The 19570-nt window shown below is 73.3% G+C and carries 19 protein-coding genes; 10 read left to right on the top strand and 9 right to left on the bottom strand.

Annotated elements, in window-relative coordinates; all coding sequences use genetic code 11:
• Window positions 1-143: 143 nt before the first annotated feature.
• A complete protein-coding gene (locus V1633_RS23500; RefSeq protein WP_331216542.1) occupies window positions 144-1163 on the top strand; it encodes an aldo/keto reductase family protein in 1020 nt (339 codons plus the stop codon).
• Window positions 1164-1287: 124 nt separating this feature from the next.
• On the opposite strand, the gene V1633_RS23495 is transcribed toward V1633_RS23500, so the two are convergent.
• The 5 genes from V1633_RS23495 to V1633_RS23475 all read right to left on the bottom strand — a co-directional run bounded on the left by V1633_RS23495 (window position 1288) and on the right by V1633_RS23475 (window position 6045).
• Complete coding sequence (locus V1633_RS23495; protein ID WP_331216541.1) at window positions 1288-1701, bottom strand: DUF2267 domain-containing protein; 414 nt, start codon at window positions 1699-1701, stop codon at window positions 1288-1290.
• A 795-nt stretch (window positions 1702-2496) separates the two neighbouring features.
• Window positions 2497-3276, bottom strand: coding sequence for an HAD-IIA family hydrolase (locus V1633_RS23490; protein ID WP_331212074.1), 780 nt, complete (start codon window positions 3274-3276; stop codon window positions 2497-2499).
• An 89-nt stretch (window positions 3277-3365) separates the two neighbouring features.
• Window positions 3366-4418, bottom strand: a complete 1053-nt coding sequence (locus V1633_RS23485) for a ferrochelatase (protein WP_331212073.1) — start codon at window positions 4416-4418, stop codon at window positions 3366-3368.
• A gap of 89 nt (window positions 4419-4507) precedes the next feature.
• The gene (fabI, locus tag V1633_RS23480; protein ID WP_331212072.1) at window positions 4508-5284 is read right to left on the bottom strand and encodes an enoyl-ACP reductase FabI; all 777 of its coding nucleotides are present in this window, start codon (window positions 5282-5284) and stop codon (window positions 4508-4510) included.
• Between the two features lie 56 nt (window positions 5285-5340).
• Entirely contained in the window at window positions 5341-6045 is a 705-nt protein-coding gene (locus V1633_RS23475; RefSeq protein ID WP_331212071.1) for a beta-ketoacyl-ACP reductase, read from the bottom strand.
• 165 nt (window positions 6046-6210) lie between these two features.
• Between V1633_RS23475 and V1633_RS23470 the strand changes: the two genes are divergently transcribed.
• From V1633_RS23470 to V1633_RS23455, 4 genes are all read left to right on the top strand, one after another.
• Window positions 6211-7542, top strand: a complete 1332-nt coding sequence (locus V1633_RS23470) for a sensor histidine kinase (protein WP_331212070.1) — start codon at window positions 6211-6213, stop codon at window positions 7540-7542.
• Window positions 7539-8204, top strand: a complete 666-nt coding sequence (locus V1633_RS23465; protein ID WP_331212069.1) for a response regulator transcription factor — start codon at window positions 7539-7541, stop codon at window positions 8202-8204. The genes V1633_RS23470 and V1633_RS23465 overlap by 4 nt, the downstream gene beginning before the upstream one ends.
• 132 nt (window positions 8205-8336) lie before the next feature.
• Window positions 8337-9263 carry an alpha/beta hydrolase gene (locus tag V1633_RS23460; RefSeq protein WP_331212068.1) on the top strand — a complete coding sequence of 309 codons (927 nt, stop codon included), beginning with the start codon at window positions 8337-8339 and terminating at the stop codon, window positions 9261-9263.
• Window positions 9260-10600 (top strand): acyltransferase family protein, encoded by a 1341-nt coding sequence (locus V1633_RS23455; protein ID WP_331212067.1) that lies wholly within the window; start codon window positions 9260-9262, stop codon window positions 10598-10600. The genes V1633_RS23460 and V1633_RS23455 overlap by 4 nt, the downstream gene beginning before the upstream one ends.
• A gap of 669 nt (window positions 10601-11269) precedes the next feature.
• Here V1633_RS23455 and V1633_RS23450 read toward each other — a convergent pair.
• Genes V1633_RS23450 through V1633_RS23440 form a run of 3 tightly spaced genes read right to left on the bottom strand, consistent with a single transcriptional unit; the run spans window position 11270 to window position 14312 of the window.
• Window positions 11270-12220 carry a VWA domain-containing protein gene (locus V1633_RS23450; protein WP_331212066.1) on the bottom strand — a complete coding sequence of 317 codons (951 nt, stop codon included), beginning with the start codon at window positions 12218-12220 and terminating at the stop codon, window positions 11270-11272.
• Window positions 12217-13164, bottom strand: coding sequence for a DUF58 domain-containing protein (locus tag V1633_RS23445; RefSeq protein ID WP_331212065.1), 948 nt, complete (start codon window positions 13162-13164; stop codon window positions 12217-12219). The genes V1633_RS23450 and V1633_RS23445 overlap by 4 nt, the downstream gene beginning before the upstream one ends.
• Window positions 13161-14312, bottom strand: coding sequence for an AAA family ATPase (locus tag V1633_RS23440; protein ID WP_331212064.1), 1152 nt, complete (start codon window positions 14310-14312; stop codon window positions 13161-13163). Before V1633_RS23440 ends, V1633_RS23445 begins: the two co-directional genes overlap by 4 nt.
• A 145-nt stretch (window positions 14313-14457) precedes the next feature.
• Here V1633_RS23440 and V1633_RS23435 point away from each other — a divergent pair, with 145 nt between their 5' ends.
• From V1633_RS23435 to V1633_RS23425, 3 genes are all read left to right on the top strand, one after another.
• Window positions 14458-14688, top strand: coding sequence for a hypothetical protein (locus V1633_RS23435; protein WP_331212063.1), 231 nt, complete (start codon window positions 14458-14460; stop codon window positions 14686-14688).
• 292 nt (window positions 14689-14980) lie between these two features.
• Complete coding sequence (locus V1633_RS23430) at window positions 14981-15469, top strand: PH domain-containing protein (protein ID WP_331212391.1); 489 nt, start codon at window positions 14981-14983, stop codon at window positions 15467-15469.
• Window positions 15466-16893 (top strand): PH domain-containing protein, encoded by a 1428-nt coding sequence (locus tag V1633_RS23425; RefSeq protein WP_331212062.1) that lies wholly within the window; start codon window positions 15466-15468, stop codon window positions 16891-16893. The genes V1633_RS23430 and V1633_RS23425 overlap by 4 nt, the downstream gene beginning before the upstream one ends.
• Before the next feature lie 74 nt (window positions 16894-16967).
• On the opposite strand, the gene V1633_RS23420 is transcribed toward V1633_RS23425, so the two are convergent.
• Entirely contained in the window at window positions 16968-18113 is a 1146-nt protein-coding gene (locus V1633_RS23420) for a phosphatase PAP2 family protein (protein ID WP_407951929.1), read from the bottom strand.
• 173 nt (window positions 18114-18286) lie between these two features.
• Between V1633_RS23420 and V1633_RS23415 the strand changes: the two genes are divergently transcribed.
• Together V1633_RS23415 and V1633_RS23410 are read left to right on the top strand one after the other, a co-directional pair.
• On the top strand, window positions 18287-18895 hold the full coding sequence (locus V1633_RS23415) for a PadR family transcriptional regulator (RefSeq protein WP_331212061.1): 609 nt from the start codon (window positions 18287-18289) through the stop codon (window positions 18893-18895).
• Window positions 18892-19548, top strand: a complete 657-nt coding sequence (locus tag V1633_RS23410; RefSeq protein WP_331212060.1) for an ABC transporter ATP-binding protein — start codon at window positions 18892-18894, stop codon at window positions 19546-19548. The genes V1633_RS23415 and V1633_RS23410 overlap by 4 nt, the downstream gene beginning before the upstream one ends.
• The last annotated feature ends 22 nt before the right edge of the window (window positions 19549-19570 follow it).

The following is a 19570-nucleotide window of genomic DNA, read 5'->3' as shown; positions in this document are numbered from 1 at the left end:
CAGGTCGACTCCCGCTGCGCGGGCCGACGCGGCACCGCTCAGGTCAGAGCCACCTGAGGGCGGGTGACAGCGCCTGTTCCGGGCCGGCCACGGCCGCGTCCGGGGACACCGGACCGGACCCGGAGTGGCTAGGGTCATCGATCATGGAGCATCGCCATCTGGGCCGCAGCGGCCTGCTGGTCAGCGTGGTCACCTACGGAAACTGGCTCACCCACGGCGAGTCGGTAGCCCGGGAGGCGGCGCTGAGCTGCGTACGGGCCGCGCTGGAGGCAGGCATCACGACGTTCGACACCGCCGACGTGTACGCCCGGGGCGCCGCCGAGGAGTTGCTCGGCGAGGCGCTGCGGGGCGTACGCCGCGAGTCGGTGGAGATCGCCACCAAGGTCTGTCTGCCGGTCGGGGACGGACCGAACGACCGTGGCCTGTCCCGTAAGCACGTCATCGAGTCCTGCCACGCGTCGCTGCGCCGGCTCGGCACCGACTACGTCGACCTCTACCAGGCCCACCGGTACGACGACCGGACACCCCTGGCGGAGACCCTGCTCGCCTTCGAGGACCTGGTCCGGCAGGGCAAGGTGCGGTACCTGGGTGTGTCCGAGTGGACGGCGGCGCAGATCCGCTCCGCGCTGGACGTCGCCGACCAGCTCGGGATCCGCAACCGGATCGTGTCGAACCAGCCGCAGTACAACATGCTCTGGCGGGTCGTCGAGCCCGAGGTGGTGCCGCTCTGTGTGCGGGAGGGCATCGGGCAGATCGCCTTCCAACCCCTCGCGCAGGGCGTACTGACCGGCAAGTACCGCCCGGGTGAGGCACCGCCGCCGGGTTCCCGGGCGACCAGCGCCGGGCGTGCCCCGACCTTCATCCGGCGGGTCCTCGGCGAGCCGCTGCTGGAGCGGGTGCAGCGACTGCGGCCGGTCGCCGACCAGGCCGGGCTGTCGATGGCCCAGCTCGCGGTCGCCTGGACCCTGCACCGTCCCGGGGTCAGCACCGCGCTGATCGGCGCGTCCCGCCCGGAGCAGGTCACCGAGAACGTGGGGGCGGCCGGGGTACGGCTCGACGACGAGGTGCTGCGCCGGGTCGACGAGACGCTGGGTGACCTGGTCGAGACCGACAGGACGAAGACCGCCCGGATGATGGCGGTGAAGCCGGACTGGGCGGGATGACGGTCGTCGGCGTACCCGGCCGGTGGCGCCGGACGTCAGGGTGACGTGACGGCGGCCCGCGCACCGGACGCGGGCCGCCGGACACTGCCCGGCTCGGCCGCGCCGAACCGGTCCCGGGCTCCTTCTAGTGGCCCCACCGGCGCCCGCCGGTCGACGAGCCGGCCGGGGCCAGCACCTCGCTGAAGTCCTTCGGCAACTGGGCCACCATGTCCTCGAACTCGCGGAGCTTGACCGCCTCCCGCATGGCCGAGAACACCGCCTGGATGCCGGTGCTCGCGACCGGCGTGTCCACGTCCGCGCGGTCCGCGACCCGTTGCACGAACTCGCCGAGCCCGAACGGGTCCGGCAACTCGCGGGAAGCCGGTTTGCGGAGGTGCTCGGCCAGCCGGTCCGGGAGCAGGGCGGCCAGGTCGTCCGCCTCGCCTCCGCTGATCCGGTCCGCCAGCGTCTCCAGGGTGGCATAGCTGAGCGCCGTCGCCTGGTTGACCGACAGCCCCGCCCGCTCCGCCACCGCGGCGACAAAGTCCTCGTAGATCATCCGGGTCCTCCTCCAGCCACCGCGCCACCTGTCCGCGCGTACCTGTCAGCCTGTCCCGTGGTCCGGCGCGTGCCCCTGCCGAGGCGCCGCGCGGCCCCGCTGCCGTCACCGGCCGGTGTCGCAGACCTCCGCCACCGGCCTCGGTGGGCTCCTTACCGGTGCTGTCGTCAGCGGTCTCAACCCGGACGGACGCGCTTGCGGCCGCGTCCGATCCGCCGGCCCTTGCGCCTGCTGATCCTGGTGCTCGCGATGCCCCGGGTGTCCGCACTCACGCTGCGTGTGGCGTGTCTGCCCCCACGCTCGGTCTTCAGCGGCCGTTTACGTCCCGCCTTGGTGGCTTTCCGCCCCAGCAGTACCCCGACCTGGCTGGCGAGCTCCTCAGCCCACCTCGCGAACAGGGCCCGTCGCCGTTTTGTCCGGCTCCGGCCTGCCCTGGTCCGTCCGCCGATGCCGCCCGCCCGCACGCCACGGCCCATCGTCACCACCCCCCACCGTGCCGACCCGATACCACCGTCTTCCCGCCAGCCCGGGCGGCATGCCCGAACGACCACCGGCAGCCTGGCCAGGCCCGGCGACGGGCGGGCCTGCCGGACCCGCGGCAAGCGGGTACCGAGCTCGGGTCGGACGACGGCGACAGACCGGTACGAGGCGACGTGCGCGGCGGATCCGGGCCACAGGTGGAGCAACCCGGCCGACAGCGTCCGGGAGCCGGACCCCAGAACGGGAAGTTTCCCCGGGACGGCCCGTGGTCGCCGGTCCGGTGCGGATACCGGACCGGCGACTCCGGGACGACGGTCAGATCTCGTCGATCAGATCGGCCACCGAGCCGACGATCCGGGACGGCCGGTACGGGTACCGCTCGGCCTCCGTCCTGGTGCTGATCCCGGTCAGCACGAGGATCGTCTCCAGCCCCGCCTCCAGGCCACAGAGGATGTCGGTGTCCATCCGGTCGCCGATCATGGCGGTGGTCTCCGAGTGGGCGTCGATGGTGTTCAACGCCGAGCGCATCATCATCGGGTTGGGCTTGCCGACGAAGTAGGGCTCCACCCCGGTCGCCTTCGAGATCATCGCGGCGACCGAACCGGCGGCCGGTAGTGCGCCCTCCGTCGAGGGGCCGGTCGGGTCCGGATTGGTGCAGATGAACCGCGCCCCGCCGTCGATCAGCCGGACCGCCTTGGTGATCGCCTCGAAGCTGTAGGTCCGGGTCTCCCCCAGCACCACGTAGTCCGGGGCGTAGTCGCTGAGGACGTACCCCACCGCGTGCATGGCGGTGGTCAGGCCGGCCTCGCCGATCACGTACGCCGTACCGCCGGGGCGCTGGTCGGCCAGGAACTGCGCGGTGGCCAGCGCCGCCGTCCAGATCGACTCCTCCGGTACGTCGAATCCCATCCGGTTCAGCCGGGCCTGCAGATCCCGGGCGGTGTAGATCGAGTTGTTGGTGAGGATCAGAAACGGCTTGCCGGAGGCGCGCAGCCGGCTGACGAACTCCGGGGCGCCGGGCACCGGCTGCCCCTCGTGCACCAGTACGCCGTCCATGTCGGTGAGCCAGCTCTGCACCGGCTTACGCTCGATCATGCCGCGCCTCCACGTCGGACGGCCCGCTGGTGTGACTGCTTCATGTCTCTCCTGATCAGGGGAAGGTTCGGCGTGACGGGCGTGCACGGTCACCGTGGCCCGGGCCGCCGGGGCGGCTGGCAGCAGTCGACCCCGCAGGTGTCCCAGGCGGGCAGCCGGGGGCCGTCGGACGATCCGGCCAGCCGTCGCGGGACCGCGTTCGCCGGATCGAGTCGCTCCAGCACCAGTTCCCGGACCATCGCCACGAAACGTGGGTCGGTGCCGGGCGTACCGGCCCGGACGAAGTCCAGGCCGAGCTGTTTGGCGGTGTCGGCCGCCTCGGTGTCGAGGTCCCAGACCACCTCCAGGTGGTCGGAGACGAAACCGATCGGGCTGACCACGACCGAGGTGACCCCTTCGTCCACCAGGCTGCGCAGGTGGTCGTTGATGTCCGGCTCCAGCCACGGCACCTGCGGCGGCCCGGATCGACTCTGCCAGACGAGGTCGTGGCGCAGGTCGGGGGCGGCCGCGGCGGCGACCAACGCGGCCGTCTCGCGCAGTTGTGCCTCGTACCGGCCGCCGTCCGGGCCGGCGGTGGCGGCCATCGAGACCGGGATCGAGTGGGCGGTGAAGACCAGCCGGGTGGTGGCCCGGCGGCCCGGGGCGAGGGTGGCCAGCGCGGCGGCGACCGCGTCGGCGTGCGGCTCGACGAATCCGGGATGGTCCCAGTACTGCCGCAGCTTGTCGACCCGGGGCGCGTCCGGCCCGACCGCCGCCCGGGCTGCCGCGATGTCCTCGAGGTACTGCCGGCACGACGAGTAGCCGGCGTAGGCGCTGGTCACGAAGCCGAGCGCGGACCGGACGCCGTCGTCGCGCAGCTGGGCGACGGTGTCGGCCAGCATCGGGTGCCAGTTCCGGTTGCCCCAGTAGACCGGCAGGTCGAGACCGTGCGCGGCGAAGTCGGCCCGGATCGCGGCCAGCAGTTCCCGGTTCTGCTGGTTGATCGGTGACACGCCGCCGAAGTGCCGGTAGTGCTCGGCGACCTCGGCGAGCCGCTCCGGCGGGACGTTACGGCCCCGGGTCACGTTCTGCAGGAACGGCAGGACGTCATCGGGCCGCTCCGGGCCGCCGAACGAAATCAACACCACCGCGTCGTACGACATGGCACCATTCTTGCCCGCCGGCCGGAGCGGTCAGGAGGGGGCCCTTCCGCACCGCCGGCCACCGCCCGGCGACAAGAAGGGCCCCTTCCTTACATCTTGCCGGCGCCGAGCGCGTGGTAGCCGCCGTCGACGTGAACGATCTCACCCGTGGTGGCCGGGAACCAGTCGGAGAGCAGCGCCAGGCAGGCCCGGGCGGCCGGCTCCTGGTCGGTCAGGCTCCAGCCCAGCGGGGCCCGCTCGGTCCAGGCGTTCTCGAACTGCTCGAACCCGGGGATCGACTTCGCCGCCATGGTGCGCAGCGGGCCGGCGGAGACCAGGTTGCTGCGGATCCCCTTGGCGCCCAGGTGCAGGGCCAGGTAGCGGGAGGCCGACTCCAGCCCGGCCTTGGCGACGCCCATCCAGTCGTACACCGGCCACGCCTTGGTGGCGTCGAAGGTGAGCCCGACCACCGCGCCGCCCGGACTCATCAGCGGCAGCGCGGCCACCGCGAGCGACTTGTAGGAGTACGTCGAGACGTGCACCGCGGTCGCGACGTCCTCCCAGGGCGCGTCGAGGAAGCCGCCGCCGAGGCAGCTCTGCGGCGCGAAGCCGATGGAGTGGACCACCCCGTCCAGCCCGTCGACGTGCTCCCGGACCCGGTCGGCCAGGGTGTTCAGGTGTTCGGTGTTGGTCACGTCGAGTTCGATCACCGGGGCGGGCTCGGGCAGCCGCCTGGCGATCCGTTCGACCAGCGACATCCGGCCGAAGCCGGTGAGCACCACGGTCGCGCCGTTCTCCTGGGCGAGCTTCGCCACCGAGAACCCGATCGACTGGTCGGTGATGATCCCGGTGACGAGCAGCCGCTTGCCGGCCAGCAGTCCAGACACGTGCAGATCCTCCCTGCGTTCGGGCTGAAAAGGTGAGGCGGTGACGCCGTCGGCGGTCAGTGGCCCAGGCCGAGGCCGCCGTCGACCGGGATGACGGCGCCGGAGATGTAGCCCGCGGCGTCGGAGGCGAGCCAGGTGACCACGCCGGCCACCTCGTCGGCGGCGGCCATCCGGCCGGCCGGGATGGACTTGATGATCTCCGCCTTGCGGTCGTCGCCGAGCACCGCCGTCATGTCGGTGTCGATGAAACCGGGCGCGACCACGTTGGCGGTGATGTTGCGGGTGCCGAGTTCCCGGGTGATCGACCGGGCCACGCCGACCAGACCGGCCTTGCTGGCCGCGTAGTTGACCTGACCGGCACCGCCGGAGAGGCCGACCACCGAGGAGATGAAGATCATGCGACCCCAGCGACCCCGGACCATCTTGGTGGCGGCCCGCTTGGCGCAGCGGAACGCGCCGGTCAGGTTGGTGTCGAGCACGTCGGTGAACTGCTCCTCGGACATCCGCATCAGCAGCGTGTCCTTGGTGATGCCGGCGTTGGCGACCAGCACCTCGACCGGGCCGAACTCCGCCTCGACGGCCGAGAAGGCGGCGTCGACCTGGTCGGCGTCGGTGACGTCGCAGCGTACGCCGAAGAGGTCGGCCGGCGGATTGCCGCTCCGGTGGGTCACCGCTACCCGGTCCCCCTGCTTGGCGAAGGCCTGGGCGATGGCCAGGCCGATGCCCCGGTTACCCCCGGTCACCAGCACAGTTCGGGCCACGGTGTCTCCTCCTCTGACGTGACGGACGCGCACGGTGGTGCGCGATGGAGACTAGGCGCTACCGGCAGGTAATCAGTAACCGGGGCGCGTCGTACCCAGGTACGACGTGCGGAATCGTGCCACGGGGGTACGAGGGGGAGATCGTCCGCCCGTACCCTGACGCGGATGGAGAACGGCACCGTCGGCGTACTGCGACTCGCCCTGGGTGACCTGCGGCGGCTCCTGCTCGGCCCGGACTACCCACCGGCGCCACCCGTCGGCCGGGGACGGCGGTGGCCGCGGGTGCGGGCCTATCTGGTCCCGGTGCTGCTGCTCGCGCTGATCGGGCTGACCGCCGCCGCCGCGCAGTACCTGACGGACGAGCGGAAGCTGCCGCTGCCGGCCGCGCTGCTGATCGCTGTCGGCTCCACCCTGCCGGCGGCGCTGGCCCCGTACCGCCCACTGCTCGCCTGGCGGGTCGGCTACCTGGCGGTCCTGTTCGGCACGTTCAACGCGACCAGGGACGAGGCCTGGCCGTGGAACCCGGTGCAGATCCTCGTCTTCCTGTTCGTGCTGGTGGTGGTGGCCGGGCGGGCCGGCATCGGCGTCGCGGCCTGGGCGAATCTGCTCACCCTGTGGCCGGTCTACTTCTTCGCCACCAGCAGCGGGAACGCGCACGGCGTCACCGTGTTCCTCGCGGTGCTGCTGATCCTCGCCGACCAGGTGCGGCGGCGCCGGCAGAGCCAGCGCGCCCTGGTCGAGCAGGCCGAGCGGAGCGAGCTGGAGCAGGCCCGTCGGGCGGTGCTGGAGGAACGCACCCGGATCGCCCGGGAGATGCACGACGTGGTGGCCCACCACATGTCGATGATCGCGGTGCAGGCGGAGACCGCGCCGTACCGGCTCACCGGGCTGGCCGAGCCGGCCCGGGCCGAGTTCACCGCGATCGCCGGCTCGGCCCGGGAGGCGCTGACCGACATGCGCCGACTGCTCGGCGTACTGCGCAGCGAGTCGGCCGCCCCGGAGACCGCACCGCAGCCAGGGCTGGCCGAGCTGCCCGAACTGGTCGAGGCGGCCCGGCGGGCCGGGATGTCGGTGACCCTCGACGGTCTGTCCGACCCCGAGCCCGCCGGCACCCCGCCCGGCGACGTCGGGCGGCCGGCCGACGACGAACCCTCCGACCCGGCCGGGCGGCCGCCGGAGGCGGTCGCGCTGGCCGCGTACCGGATCGTCCAGGAGGCGCTGGCGAACGCCGCCCGGCACGCCCCCGGCGCCACCGTGCGGGTCGTCCTGGACACCGACGCGACAGCACTGACCGTCGACGTCCGCAACGGACCGGCGGGACCGGGCGGACGGGTGGCCGGGCAGGTCGGCGGCGCCGACGGCGGGCCCCGGCACGGGCTGACCGGCATGCGGGAGCGAACCCGGCTGCTCGGTGGCACACTCACCGCCGGTCCGACCGACCAGGGGTACGCGGTGACCGCGTACCTGCCGTACCGCGCGGAGGAGGAGAGTCGTTGATCCGGGTGCTGATCGCCGACGACCAGGCGATGGTGCGGCAGGGCTTCGGGGCCCTGCTGGCCGCCCAGCCCGACCTGCTGGTGGTCGGCGACGCGGCCAACGGCGCCGAGGCGGTCACCGCCGTGCGGCGGCTGGACCCGGACGTCGTGCTGATGGACATCCGGATGCCGGTGCTGGACGGGCTGGCCGCCACCCGGCAACTGGTCGGGGACCGGCCCGACCAGGACCGTCCGCGGGTGCTCATCCTCACCACCTTCGACCTCGACGACTACGTCTACGAGGCGTTGCGGGCCGGGGCGAGTGGCTTCCTGCTCAAGGACGCCCCCGCCGCCGACCTGGTGCACGCGGTCCGGGTGGTCGCCGCCGGGGACGCACTGCTCGCCCCGACGGTGACCCGGCGGCTGATCGCCGAGTTCGCCGGGCGCCCCGACCGGGAACGGCCCCGACCGACCTCGCTCACCGGGCTCACCCCCCGGGAGACCGAGGTGCTCCGGCTGATCGCCCGGGGCCGTTCCAACACCGAGATCGCCGGTGACCTCTTCGTCGCCGAGCAGACCGTGAAGACGCACGTCGGGCGGATCCTGGCCAAGCTCAACCTGCGGGACCGGGCCCAGGCGGTGGTCGTCGCGTACGAGTCCGGGCTGGTCACGGCGGGTGAGTAGTACTCCAGGTGGTCCCGTGGTCCTCCGGTAGCCCGTCCGTGGGGTGACGACCGGACCCCCACCGCCGTCGCACGCTTTCTCCGAGATCAACCCGGCCGGCCTGTACCGGTTCCGGGGGCGGCACGGAGGGGGATGAGACGGATGGTGTGGCGACGACCGGTCCGCGGCACGTTGGGTGGCCTGCTGGCCCTGGGCCTGCTGGTACCGCCACCGGCGGAGGCGGCCCCGCCGACGACGGTGACCGGCTTTGTCGACAGCTACCCGTCGGTGGCGTCGGCGATGCGGGCCGCCGGAGCGCCGTACGCCGACTGGGTCTCGTCCGGCCGGTCCTTCCTGGACTTCGACCCGCGCGGCGACGGCCGGATCGTGGAGGTGCTGGGCGACCCGGGTACCGCCGACCGGATCGTGGTGCTGGTGCCCGGGGTGGCCAGCACGCTGCGGAACTTCGACCGGGGCCTGGGCGGGGTGACCCGACGCGCCCCGGCCGCCCAGGCCCGCGCCCTGTACGACGAACTCCACGCCACCGGCCCCGGTGCCCGGGTCGCCGTGCTGGCCTGGTTGGGCTACGACCCGCCGGACGGGGTGGGCCTGACCGCGGCCCGCCCGGACAGCGCCCGGGCCGGCGTACCGGCCCTGGTCGGGCTGGTCGACGTGCTGGTCCGACACCGCCCGGCGGCGACGGTCACGTTGGTCGGGCACAGTTACGGTGCGCTGCTGCTCGGCCTCGCCGGGCCGGCGCTGCCGCCCCAGGTGACCGCCCTGGTGAGCGTCGGTGGTGTGGGGATGGGGGTGGACCGGGCCCGGGAGCTCGGCACCGGGGCCGCCGTCTGGGCCGCCGAGGCACCGGACGACTGGATCCGGTGGATCCCGGCGCTGCGTGTCGGTGACGTCGGGCACGGCGTACGGCCGGCGACGCCGGGTTTCGGTGCCCGGCCGCTGCCGGTCGACCGGGTCTCCGGACACGACGGCTACCTGGTTCCGGGCAGCGACACCCTGCACGCGATCGCCCAGGTGGTACTCGGTCCGGACGCGACCACGAACGGGCAGGACGTCCGATGAACCCGACTGTTGCCCGGCCCGCACACCCGACGGACCGGAACCGGACTCCGGCGGGGCGTCCGGCGAACCCGGACGGCGACCGGGACCGGGCGGTGGACGGGTTGCGGGCGTACGCGATCGCCGGTGTGGTGCTCGGACACTGGCTGGTCACCGCCCTGGTCCTGGCACCGGACGGCGCGCTGCGCACGGCGAGTCCGCTGCGCGCCATGCCGGAGCTGGTACCGGTGACCTGGCTGCTGCAGACGCTCGGGCTCTTCTTCTTCGTCAGTGGGTACGCCTCGGCCCGCTCACTCCGGGCGGCCGCCGGCCGTGGGGTGGACCCCGGCCCCTGGCTCCGGCAGCGGCTCGGTCGGCTGGTCCGGCCGGTCACCGTACTGCTCGGCGGCTGGGCGGTGGTGCTGGCCGGCGCGGCGGTGCTCGGCGTACCGGAGGCGACCCTGCGGACCGCCGGCACACTCCTGGTCAGTCCACTGTGGTTCCTGTTGCCGTTGACCGTGCTGTTCGCGCTGACCGGCCCACTGTCCCGCGCCCTGGACCGGTACGGGCCGGTCCGGCCCACCGCCCTCGCGGTCGCCGTGGTCGGGTTGACCGACCTGATCGGTCGGCTGGCCGGCCCGGACGGCGGTGCCGGTCCCGGCGACGGTGCCTGGCGGGTGCCGGTGGCACTGCTCGCCGCCTGGCTGGTGCCGTACCTGCTCGGCATCGCGCTGGCCCGGGACGCCTCGGTCGGGCGGGTGGGGCACCGGCGTACCGGCTGGCTGCTGCTGCTCGGCGGTGCGGCCGGGATGGCCGCGCTGGTGCTGCTCGCCGACTACCCGGCCAGCGCGGTCGGCGTGCCCGGCGACGGTGTCTCCAACCTCGACCCGCCGTCGCTGTTCACCGTCTGCCTGGCGCTCGCCCAGGTCGGCGTGGCGCTGCTGGTCCGTCCCGCGTTGGCCGGCTGGCTGGCCCGACCCGACCGGTGGCGTCCGGTACGCCGGGTCAACCGCGCCGCGATGGCCGTCTACCTCTGGCACCAGAGCACCCTGCTCGGGGTGACCGCACTGGCCGCGCTCGGCGCCCGGGCGGTCGGCCTCGACGGCGTACCCGGGCTGCACACCGTGCCGGACGGCGCCGGCTGGCTGGTCGCCCGGCTGGCCTGGCTGCCACTGTTCTGCCTGGTCCTGGCCGGTCTGGTCGGCCGGTCCGCGGCCGGCGCCGACCGGGACGCGGCGGATCGGGCCGGGGTGGCGGCGGATCGTCGGCGGGGTGGGCCGGTGCTGCCACGACGTCGGATGACCGACAGTCCGGAGCACGTCGGTCAATTTCAGCCGGACGACCGCCCGGGTGTACGATGACTCGCGTTCCCGGCCCCGTCGACGTGTTGGAGGTGATCGCTGTGCGAGATAGCGATCCTCCCAGTCGTGGCCGGGCCGTTCGTCAGTCCGCCTGAGCCATGACTCACCGGCCCGACTGACCCAGCCTCGCTCCACCCCGCAGCACCGAGCCCGAACCCGGGCATCCGGTGCGCTGCGCGTGTCTCGGTTCCCGTCAGGTCCGAGCCGCCGGCGTGGAGTGCCCGGTCACGACTTCGTGTGCGCGTCCGCTGATCCCCAGACTCACCCGTCGTCCGGCCCCGCGCCGGCCCGGGGAGTCTCAGTCGCCACCGGAGAGCAGAATCATGCACCGTTACGTCGCCCCGCTGGGTTTCACTCTCGCCGCGGCCTGGGTCGTGGTCCTTTTCATGCTGGTCCGCGCCACCCCGTGACCAGCGCCACCCGACCTGTCCCGGTGACCGGCGCCACCGGACCTGTCCCAGGCATGCCCGGCCGCGCCGGCGCTGTCGCAGGCACGCGGTCGGCGCCGCCGGTGACCGGCCCCGCCGAAGCTGTCCGACGCCTGACCGGCCTCCGCACGCCTGCCGCAGGCCCGGCGCCCACGGCCGGCCGGACGCGGCACACGTCGCCGCCGAGCCGGGGGTGCCTCGTGGATCCCGGCACACCGCGCCGGGGTCCACGAGGCATCCGCTAGACCAGCCGCGACGTCCAGAGCAGGCTCATCCCGGCCGCGCAGAGCGCCAGGAGCAGCGCGATCCCGGCGTACCAGTGGGTGATCTCCCGGGCCTCGGTCCGGAACCCGATCGAGCTTCCCATGTCCTGGTAGACCTGCTTCAACTCGGTGACCGAGGCCGCCTCGTAGAAGAAACCCTGGGTGGTCTCGGCGAGTTCGGCCAGCGCGAGCCGGTCGACCGGCACCCGCTGCACCTGGCCACCGATGTCTACCTGCCCGGAGTCGGTGCCGAACGCGATCGTCGAGACCGGCACGTTCGCCGCCTGGGACGCCGCCGCGGCCTCCTCGACCGACCGCCCGGCCGTCCGGTAACCGTCGGAGAGCAGCACGATCCGGGCCGGTGGAATGCCCTGGGCGCCGTCCGCCGGCACCGACCGGATCGCCTCCAGACAGGTGAAGACCGCCTCACCGGTCGCCGTCGCCTCGGCCAGTACCAGGCCGTCGATGGCCTGGGTGACCGCTCCCCGGTCCTTGGAGGGCGGGACCAGGACGTTCGCGGACTTGGCGAAGGCCACCAGTCCGAGGTTGTAGCTCGGCGGCAGCTCGCCGACGAACTGCTTCGCCGCCTCCTGGGCGGCCTCCAACCGGTTCGGCGCCACGTCGTCGGCCTCCATCGACAGCGAGACGTCGATGGCGAGCATGATCGTCGCCCGTTCCAACGGCTCCTTCCGGTCCACCGACGGTCGGGCCATGCCGGTGGCGAGAACCAGCAGCGCGAGCAGGAAAACGCCGGCGGCGGCGTGCCGGCGCCAGCCCAGCCCCTTCGGGGCGAGCGTACGGAGCAGTTCCACGTTGGTGAACCGCATGGCGTACGTACGGCGGTGGAACTGCCGCCAGACGTACGCCCCGGCGAGGGCGAGCACCGGCAGGACGGCCAGCAGCCACCACGGTTCAAGAAAACGGATCATCGAGTCGTCCCCCGGGTACGGGCGTGTCGCTGCGCCGCGACGAACCGCACCATGTCCAGCAGCCAGTCAGAGTCGGTACGCAGCCGCAGGTGCGCCGCGCCGGCGGCGCGCAACGCGTGGGCGATCGCGGCGCGTTGGGCGGCGGCCGCGGCGGCGTACCGCTGCCGCAGCCGAGGGTCGGCGGTCTGCACCTCGTGCAGTTCACCGGTTTCCGGATCGACGACGGGAAGCACCCCGACGTCCGGCAGTTCCAGTTCACGCGGGTCGACGACCTCGATCGCGAGGACGTCGTGCCGGACGCCGAGCTTGCGTACCGGCCAACCCCACTGCTCGGGCGGGGCCAGGAAGTCCGAGATCACCACCGCCATGCCGCGCCGCCGGGGCGGCCGGTTCAGGGCGTCGATCAGGCCACCGAGGTCGGTACGCCCCGGCTGGATCTCCATCCCGGCGATGGTCCGCAGCAGCCCCTGGGCCTCCTTGCGGCCGGGACGGGCGGGCAGCCGCAGCACGTCGGGCGTACCGGCACCGGGGCGGTGACCGCCGCTGCCGATCACCGCGCCGATCCGGTTGCCACCCCGGGCGGTCAGGTGGGCGATCGCCGCCGACGCGGCGATCACCAGGTCCCGCTTCAGCCACCGTCCGGTGCCGAAGTCGAGGCTGGCCGAGAGGTCCACCGCCAGCCAGGTCTCCAGTTCCCGGTCGGCGACGGTACGCCGCACGTGCGGCACCGTGGTCCGTGCCGTCACCGGCCAGTCCATCCGGCGTACGTCGTCGCCGGGGCGGTACTCGCGGGACTCCCCCGCCTCGGTGCCCGCGCCGGGAAGCAGGCCGAGGTAGTCCCCCTGGAGCAGGCCGTCCAGCTTCCGGGTCACCAGCAGCTGGAGTCGGGAGAGGACCGCCTCGGCGCGGCCCGGGTTGGCACCTGTCGTCGTACGGTCGGTCATGCCGGCGGGCGTCCCGGCCACGCCGGGCCGGAGACCGGTGAGACCGGTCCGGGGGCGCCCCCGGGCGGCATCCCGGGCACCGGTCCGGCCGGGGTGGCGTGCTGCCGGGGTGCGACCGAGGGAAGCGGAATCGTGGACATCACCCGGTCCACCACGTGGTCGGCCGGGATGTTGTCGGCCAGCGCGTCGTAGCTGAGCACCAGCCGGTGCCGGAGGATGTCCGGGGCGATGTCCTGGACGTCCTGGGGCAGCGCGTAGTCCCGTCCGCGCATCAGGGCGAGGGCGCGGGTGGCCCGGACGATGCCGAGCGAGGCGCGCGGGCTGGCGCCGTACTGGATGAGTTGGGCCACGTCCGGCATGCCGTGCTCGGCCGGGGCCCGGGTGGCGAGGACCAGCCGGACCGCGTAGTCGACCAGCGCGTTGTGGACGAAGACCTGGTCGGCCTTCTGCTGCAACGCCATCAGCTCGACCGGGGTGAGGACCGAGGAGGGTTCCGGCGGGCTGACCCCCATCCGGTAGACGATCTCCCGCTCCTCGACGTCGGTGGGGTACCCGACGATGATCTTCAGCAGGAACCGGTCCCGCTGCGCCTCCGGCAGCGGGTAGACGCCCTCCTGCTCGATCGGGTTCTGGGTGGCCATCACCAGGAACGGGTCCGGCACCGGGTGGGTCTGCCCGCCGATCGACACCTGCCGCTCGGACATCACCTCGAGCAGCGCGGACTGCACCTTGGCCGGCGCCCGGTTGATCTCGTCGGCGAGCAGGAAGTTCACGAAGACCGGCCCGAGTTCGACGTCGAACTTCTCGCTCGACTGCCGGTAGATCCGGGTGCCCACGATGTCCGCCGGCACCAGGTCCGGAGTGAACTGGACCCGGGCGAAGGTGCCGCCCACCACCTTGGCGAGGGTCTCCACCGCGAGGGTCTTCGCCACGCCGGGTACGCCCTCCAGCAGGCAGTGCCCCCGGGCCAGCAGGGCGACGAACATCCGCTCCACCATCCGGTCCTGCCCGACGATCACCCGCTTGACCTCGAACAACGCGCGTTCGAGCAGGCTGGCGTCCTCGGCCGGCGTCGTACCGCCCGGGCCGGGTGCACCACGGGAGACGTCGGGTGGAACAGGAGCGTCGGGCGTGGTCGGCTGGGCCACCGGTCCTCCACAGCAGGGTCACGGGATCAGATGCGTCGGCGACGGGCGCCGTCCCAACTCTCGCACGTCCGCTCGACCGACCGCGAAGGGAGAACCAGGATTCTCCGCCCCGGCGCGTCGCCGGACGCGGCGTACACTCGCGGCCGTGACTGACAGGTCCCCCGCCCCGGTGTCACCGGTCTGCTCGGCCCGGGGCTGCCGGACGTCGGCCATCTGGGCGCTGCGCTGGAACAATCCACGGCTGCACGAGGCGCAACGGCGGAAGACCTGGCTCGCCTGCGCCGAGCACCGGGAGTCCCTCGGCGACTTCCTCGGGGCGCGCGGGTTCCTCCGTGAGGTCGCCCCGGTCGACCGATCGCCTACGCTCGACACGTGAGGCGAGCGAAGCGAACGAGGCACGCGACGTGAGCGAACCCGGCCACGTGCGCAACAACGGCGACCCGGGCGGAGACGGCGGCGGTCACCCCGACGCGCCCGCCGCCACCCCGGACCACGGTCCCGGATTCCCGCCGGCCGACGTCCCGCCGGGCACTCCACCGGCGCGCGACACCACGAGCACGTCGCCGGCCGACATCTCTGACGCTCCGCCACCGGTCGGCGCCGCGAGCCCGCCGCCGGCCGGAGCACAACCGGCCGGCACCGCCGTGGACGCTCCGCCGGCCGGGTCGATGGATCCGCTCGAACCATGGCCGGAGACCGTACGCTGGCAGTCCGTCTCCCGGAACCTGATCTGGGTGGAGGCCGTGCGGCTCGGCATCACCGTGCTGGTCATCCTCGTCGGCCTCGGCGTCGGCCTCGCGCTGACCGGGCACTGGTTGTTCGGGCTGGGCATCGGTCTGCTCGTCGGCCTGACACTGTGGGAGCTGGTCGTCATCGCGCGCGCCGTCCGGGCCTGGGGGTACGCCGAACGCGACCACGACCTGCTCGTCCGGCACGGCCTGCTGGTCCGGCGCCTGTCGATCGTGCCGTACGCCCGGATGCAGTTCGTCGACGTCACCGCCGGACCACTGGAGCGGGCCTTCGGCCTGGCCACCGTGCAGCTGCACACCGCCGCCGCGGCGAGCGACGCCCGGGTGCCGGGTCTGCCCCCGGCCGAGGCGTCCCGGCTCCGCGACCGGCTCACCGCGCTCGGCGAGGATCGGGCGGAGGGTCTGTGAGCAGCGGCGACGCCGCCGAACCGTCGCGGCGGCTGCATCCGCTGAGCCCGGTGCTGCACGGTGCGAAGTCGCTGGTCGTCATCGTCGCCGCGCTCTCCTGGTCGACGCTGTCCCGGGTCGGCCTCGGCTGGTTCAGCCTGCTGGTGGCGGTGCTGCTGGTCGGCGCGGTCGCGCTCTCGGTGATCAGCTGGTACAACACCGGCTACCACGTGGTCGGCCGGGAACTGCGGATCCACGAGGGCCTGGTGTGGCGGCGGACCCGGGCGATCCCGCTGGAACGGCTGCAGGCGGTCGAGGTGGTCCGGCCGCTGCTGGCACAGCTCAGCGGGCTGGCCGAACTCCGGCTCGAGGTGGTCGGCGGCGGCAAGACGGAAGCGCCGCTGGCGTACCTCACCGTGGCCGACGCGGTCGTGCTCCGCGAACGGCTGCTGAGCCTGGCCGGCCCGGTCCCACAGCCCGGACCGGAACTGCCGGCCGGAGCGGCCGGCGCCCCGACTGTTGCTCCGCCAGCCGGTGAACCCGCCGGTACCGCACCGGTCGGCGCGCCGCCGACGCCCACCGTGGCGGTGCCGGGTCTGCCGGGAATCGCCATCGGCGCCGGCTCGGTGCCCGGCCGGCACCTGCACACCGTGTCGAACCGGGACCTGCTGGTCAGCCAACTGCTCACCCCGCAGGCGTTCCTGCTGCCGTTCGGCGTCGCGTTCGTGGTGGTGCAGTTCCTCACCGAGGACTCGTGGTCGTTCATCGCCGTCGCCAGCACCCTCACCGCGATGGCCGGGGTGATCCTCCAGCCGATCCGCCGGGTCCTCGACGACTGGGGCTTCCAGCTCGGCCGGGACGACGCCGCGCTGCGGGTCCGGCACGGCCTGCTGGAGACCCGTGCGCAGGCGGTACCGCTGAACCGGCTGCAGGCGATCAACGTCACCTGGCCGCTGCTCTGGCGGATGAAGGGCTGGCTGCGGCTACGGCTGTCGGTGGCCGGGTACGCGGTCGGCGAGTCCACCGACCGGAACCAGCCGGACCGGCTGCTCCCGGTCGGCGACCTGGCCACCGCCCAGCGCATCGTCGCCGAGGTGCTGCCCGGGGTGGCGCTCACCGGCACCCTGACCCCGCCGCCGGCCCGGGCCCGCTGGGTACATCCGCTGGCCCGCAACGCCTTCGGTGCCGGCCTCTCCGCGCGGGTCTTCGCCGTCCGGTCCGGACTGCTGACCCGGGAGCTGGTCATCGTGCCGTACGCCCGGATCCAGTCCGTCCGGGTGGTACAGGGGCCGCTGCAGCGACGCCTGCGCCTGGCCACCGTCTACGCGGACACCGCGGGCGGGCCCAGCGCGGCGGCACAGGACCGCGACGTCCACGAGGCGTGGGCGCTGGCGGCCGAACTGACCGCACGGGCCCGGTCGGCCCGGGTCGCCAGCCGAGGCTGACCCGCCCGCCTGGTCCAACCGCCGAGGCTGACCGCCGCCGGGGTCAGTGGCCGAAATTGTCCGCCCCCCGGCGGTCAGCGGCCGAGGCTGACCGTCCGGTCCGGGCCGGGGGTCTCCGGGGCCGGTCCGGCCACCTTCTGCTCCGCACCGACCGCTGCCGAACCCGGTCCGGTCTGGCCCGGCACCGCATCCGCCGGGGCGGACTCGGGGGTGGCCGCCGACGCCGGCTCGGGACCGGTGTCCACCGGTTCGGCTCCGCCGCTGCGGCGGCGTGCCTTCCGCGCCGCCCACCACCGTTCGGCCAGCCCGACCACGAGGAAGGTCAGCCCGACGTACGCCCAACCGACCAGTACGTCGATCACGTAGTGCTCACCGGCGTAGACCAGGGTGAAGGTCATCGCCAGCGGGTAGCAGAGCAGCAGCGGCCACCAGCGTCGCCGGGTCACGCCGAGGAAGAAGACCACCACGAACAGCGCCCAGGCGGTGTGCAGCGACGGCATCGCGGCGACCGGGTTGGAGGCGATCTGGCCGGCGTTGAGCAGGTTGCCCGCGCCGTGCATGCCGAACTCACGCCAGCCGCGGGTGGAGATCCGGGCGACGTCCGACAGCATGCCGTACTGGGCGGCCCACCACGGGGGCGCGGCCGGGTAGGCGAAGTAGGTGACCAGACCGGCGGCGCAGAGGAAGCCCCAGCGGCGCATGAACGCGGCCCAGCGGCCCCGGTCCCGCAGCCAGAGCACCACCGCGGCGGTCAGGGTGACCACGAAGTGCGAGAAGTACACCCAGCTGACCAGCACGTCCCACCAGTGGATGCCGTCCGGGTCGTAGAGGTACCGCTGCAGCCAGATGGTCGGCACCTGACCGTCCATCAGCCAGCCGAACATCCAGCGGTCGGCGGCGATCAGCTCGTACGCGTGCGGCGTGGCGCCGTTGTCCGCGAACCCCCGGGACAGGTTGTAGAGGGCCAGCAGCACCACCACCGGCAGCCAGTCACGGGCGAAGCCGAGGTGGGTACGCCAGGGCCGGTCGCTGCGCCAGGCGATGGTGGCGGCCCAGAGCCAGGCGAAGGCGTAGAGCGGGTCGGTGGGCAGCCCGATCAGCAACCAGCAGGCGACGAAGGCCACCGCCCAGATGGACATGGCGACGAACCGACGGCGGCTGTCCGGTGCGGACGGCCCGGGTGGCGTGGCGGGTGGGGTGTCTGTGACGGTCGCGTGCATCGCCGTCCAGGTTAACGGCGGCCCAACTCCGGGCTGAGGCAGGGACATCGCGGAATGACCGTCGGCTCCTTCCCGGCCGGCAGCCGCTCCGCCGAGCGGGCTCCTCTCCCGCCGACGAGATCGTGGTAGCAACTCAGTTGCTACGGTAGCAACTGAGTTGCTACGGTGCCGGCATGTCGGTCTCCCGGATCCTGCTCGGCCTGCTCGAGCCGCACTCCCAGCACGGCTACGTGCTGCGCCAGCGCTACGACGAATGGTTCGGCAACAGCCGCCCGCTCAAGTCCGCACAGGTCTACGCCACTCTCGGCCGACTCGACAAGGAGGGCCTGATCGGTCTGGCCGGGGTCGCGGCCGGCGTCGGCCCGGACCGCCGGGTGTACGCGATCACCGACTCCGGCGTCGGCGAGCTCGAACGCTGGCTCGACGAGCCGGAGGTGCCCGAGGTCACCGGCAGCCGCAAGGTGCTCTTCGCCAAGGTCCTCATCGCGCTCTCCAGCGGCCGGGCCGCCGAGCCGATGCTCGACCGGCAGCGGCAGGCCCACCTGGCCCGGATGCGCGAGATGCGCGCGCAGCGGCAGGCCGGCGACCTGATCGGCCAGCTCGACGCCGACTTCGAGATGTACCACCTCGACGCCGACCTCAGGTGGATCGACGGCGCCGTCGCCCGACTCGACCGGCTCGCCGCGCTGGTCCACGACGCCGACCAGCGGCACAGCACCACTCCCCAGCAGCACAGCACCGGCACCGGCCGGCGGCACAGCGCGGACAAGGAGCACGGATGATCCTGCGGGCCAGCAACCTCAGCCTCCGGTTCGGCCAGACCATCGCACTGGACAACGCGGAGATCACGATCGACACCGGCGAGATCGTCGCCGTCATGGGTCCGTCGGGTTCGGGCAAGTCGACCCTGCTGCACGTCCTCGCCGGCATCCTCCGGCCGGATCAGGGCATGGTGGTCGTCGACAACCAGCGGATCGACAACCTGCCGGACGGTCGCCGCAGCCGACTGCGACTGCACTCGTTCGGTTTCGTACTGCAGTTCGGCGACCTGGTGCCGGAGCTGTCCCTGCGGCAGAACGTCGAACTGCCGCTGCGGCTGCTCGACGTACCCCGCGCCGAGGCCCGGACCCGCGCCGCCGAACTGCTCCGGCACCTGGAGGTCGACGAGCTGGCCGACCGACGTCCGGGGCAGGTCTCCGGCGGCCAGGCGCAGCGGGCGGCGGTGGCCCGGGCCCTGGTGCACCGACCGGCGGTGGTCTTCGCCGACGAACCCACCGGCGCGCTGGACAGCGCCGCCGGCGAGGTGGTGCTGGACGCGCTGACCGGGCTGGCCCGCAAGGAGGGCAGCGCGGTCGTGATGGTCACCCACGAGGCCCGGGTCGCCGCGTACGCCGACCGCACCGTCTTCCTCCGCGACGGGCGGGTGACGGCGTGACCTCGCGGTCCCGGAGGAAAGG

It is taken from the genome of Plantactinospora sonchi, from assembly GCF_036422035.1.
GTDB classification, from domain to species: domain Bacteria; phylum Actinomycetota; class Actinomycetes; order Mycobacteriales; family Micromonosporaceae; genus Plantactinospora; species Plantactinospora sonchi.
Note: the sequence above shows the minus strand (reverse complement) of the source record. Positions and strands in the feature narration are given on the sequence as shown.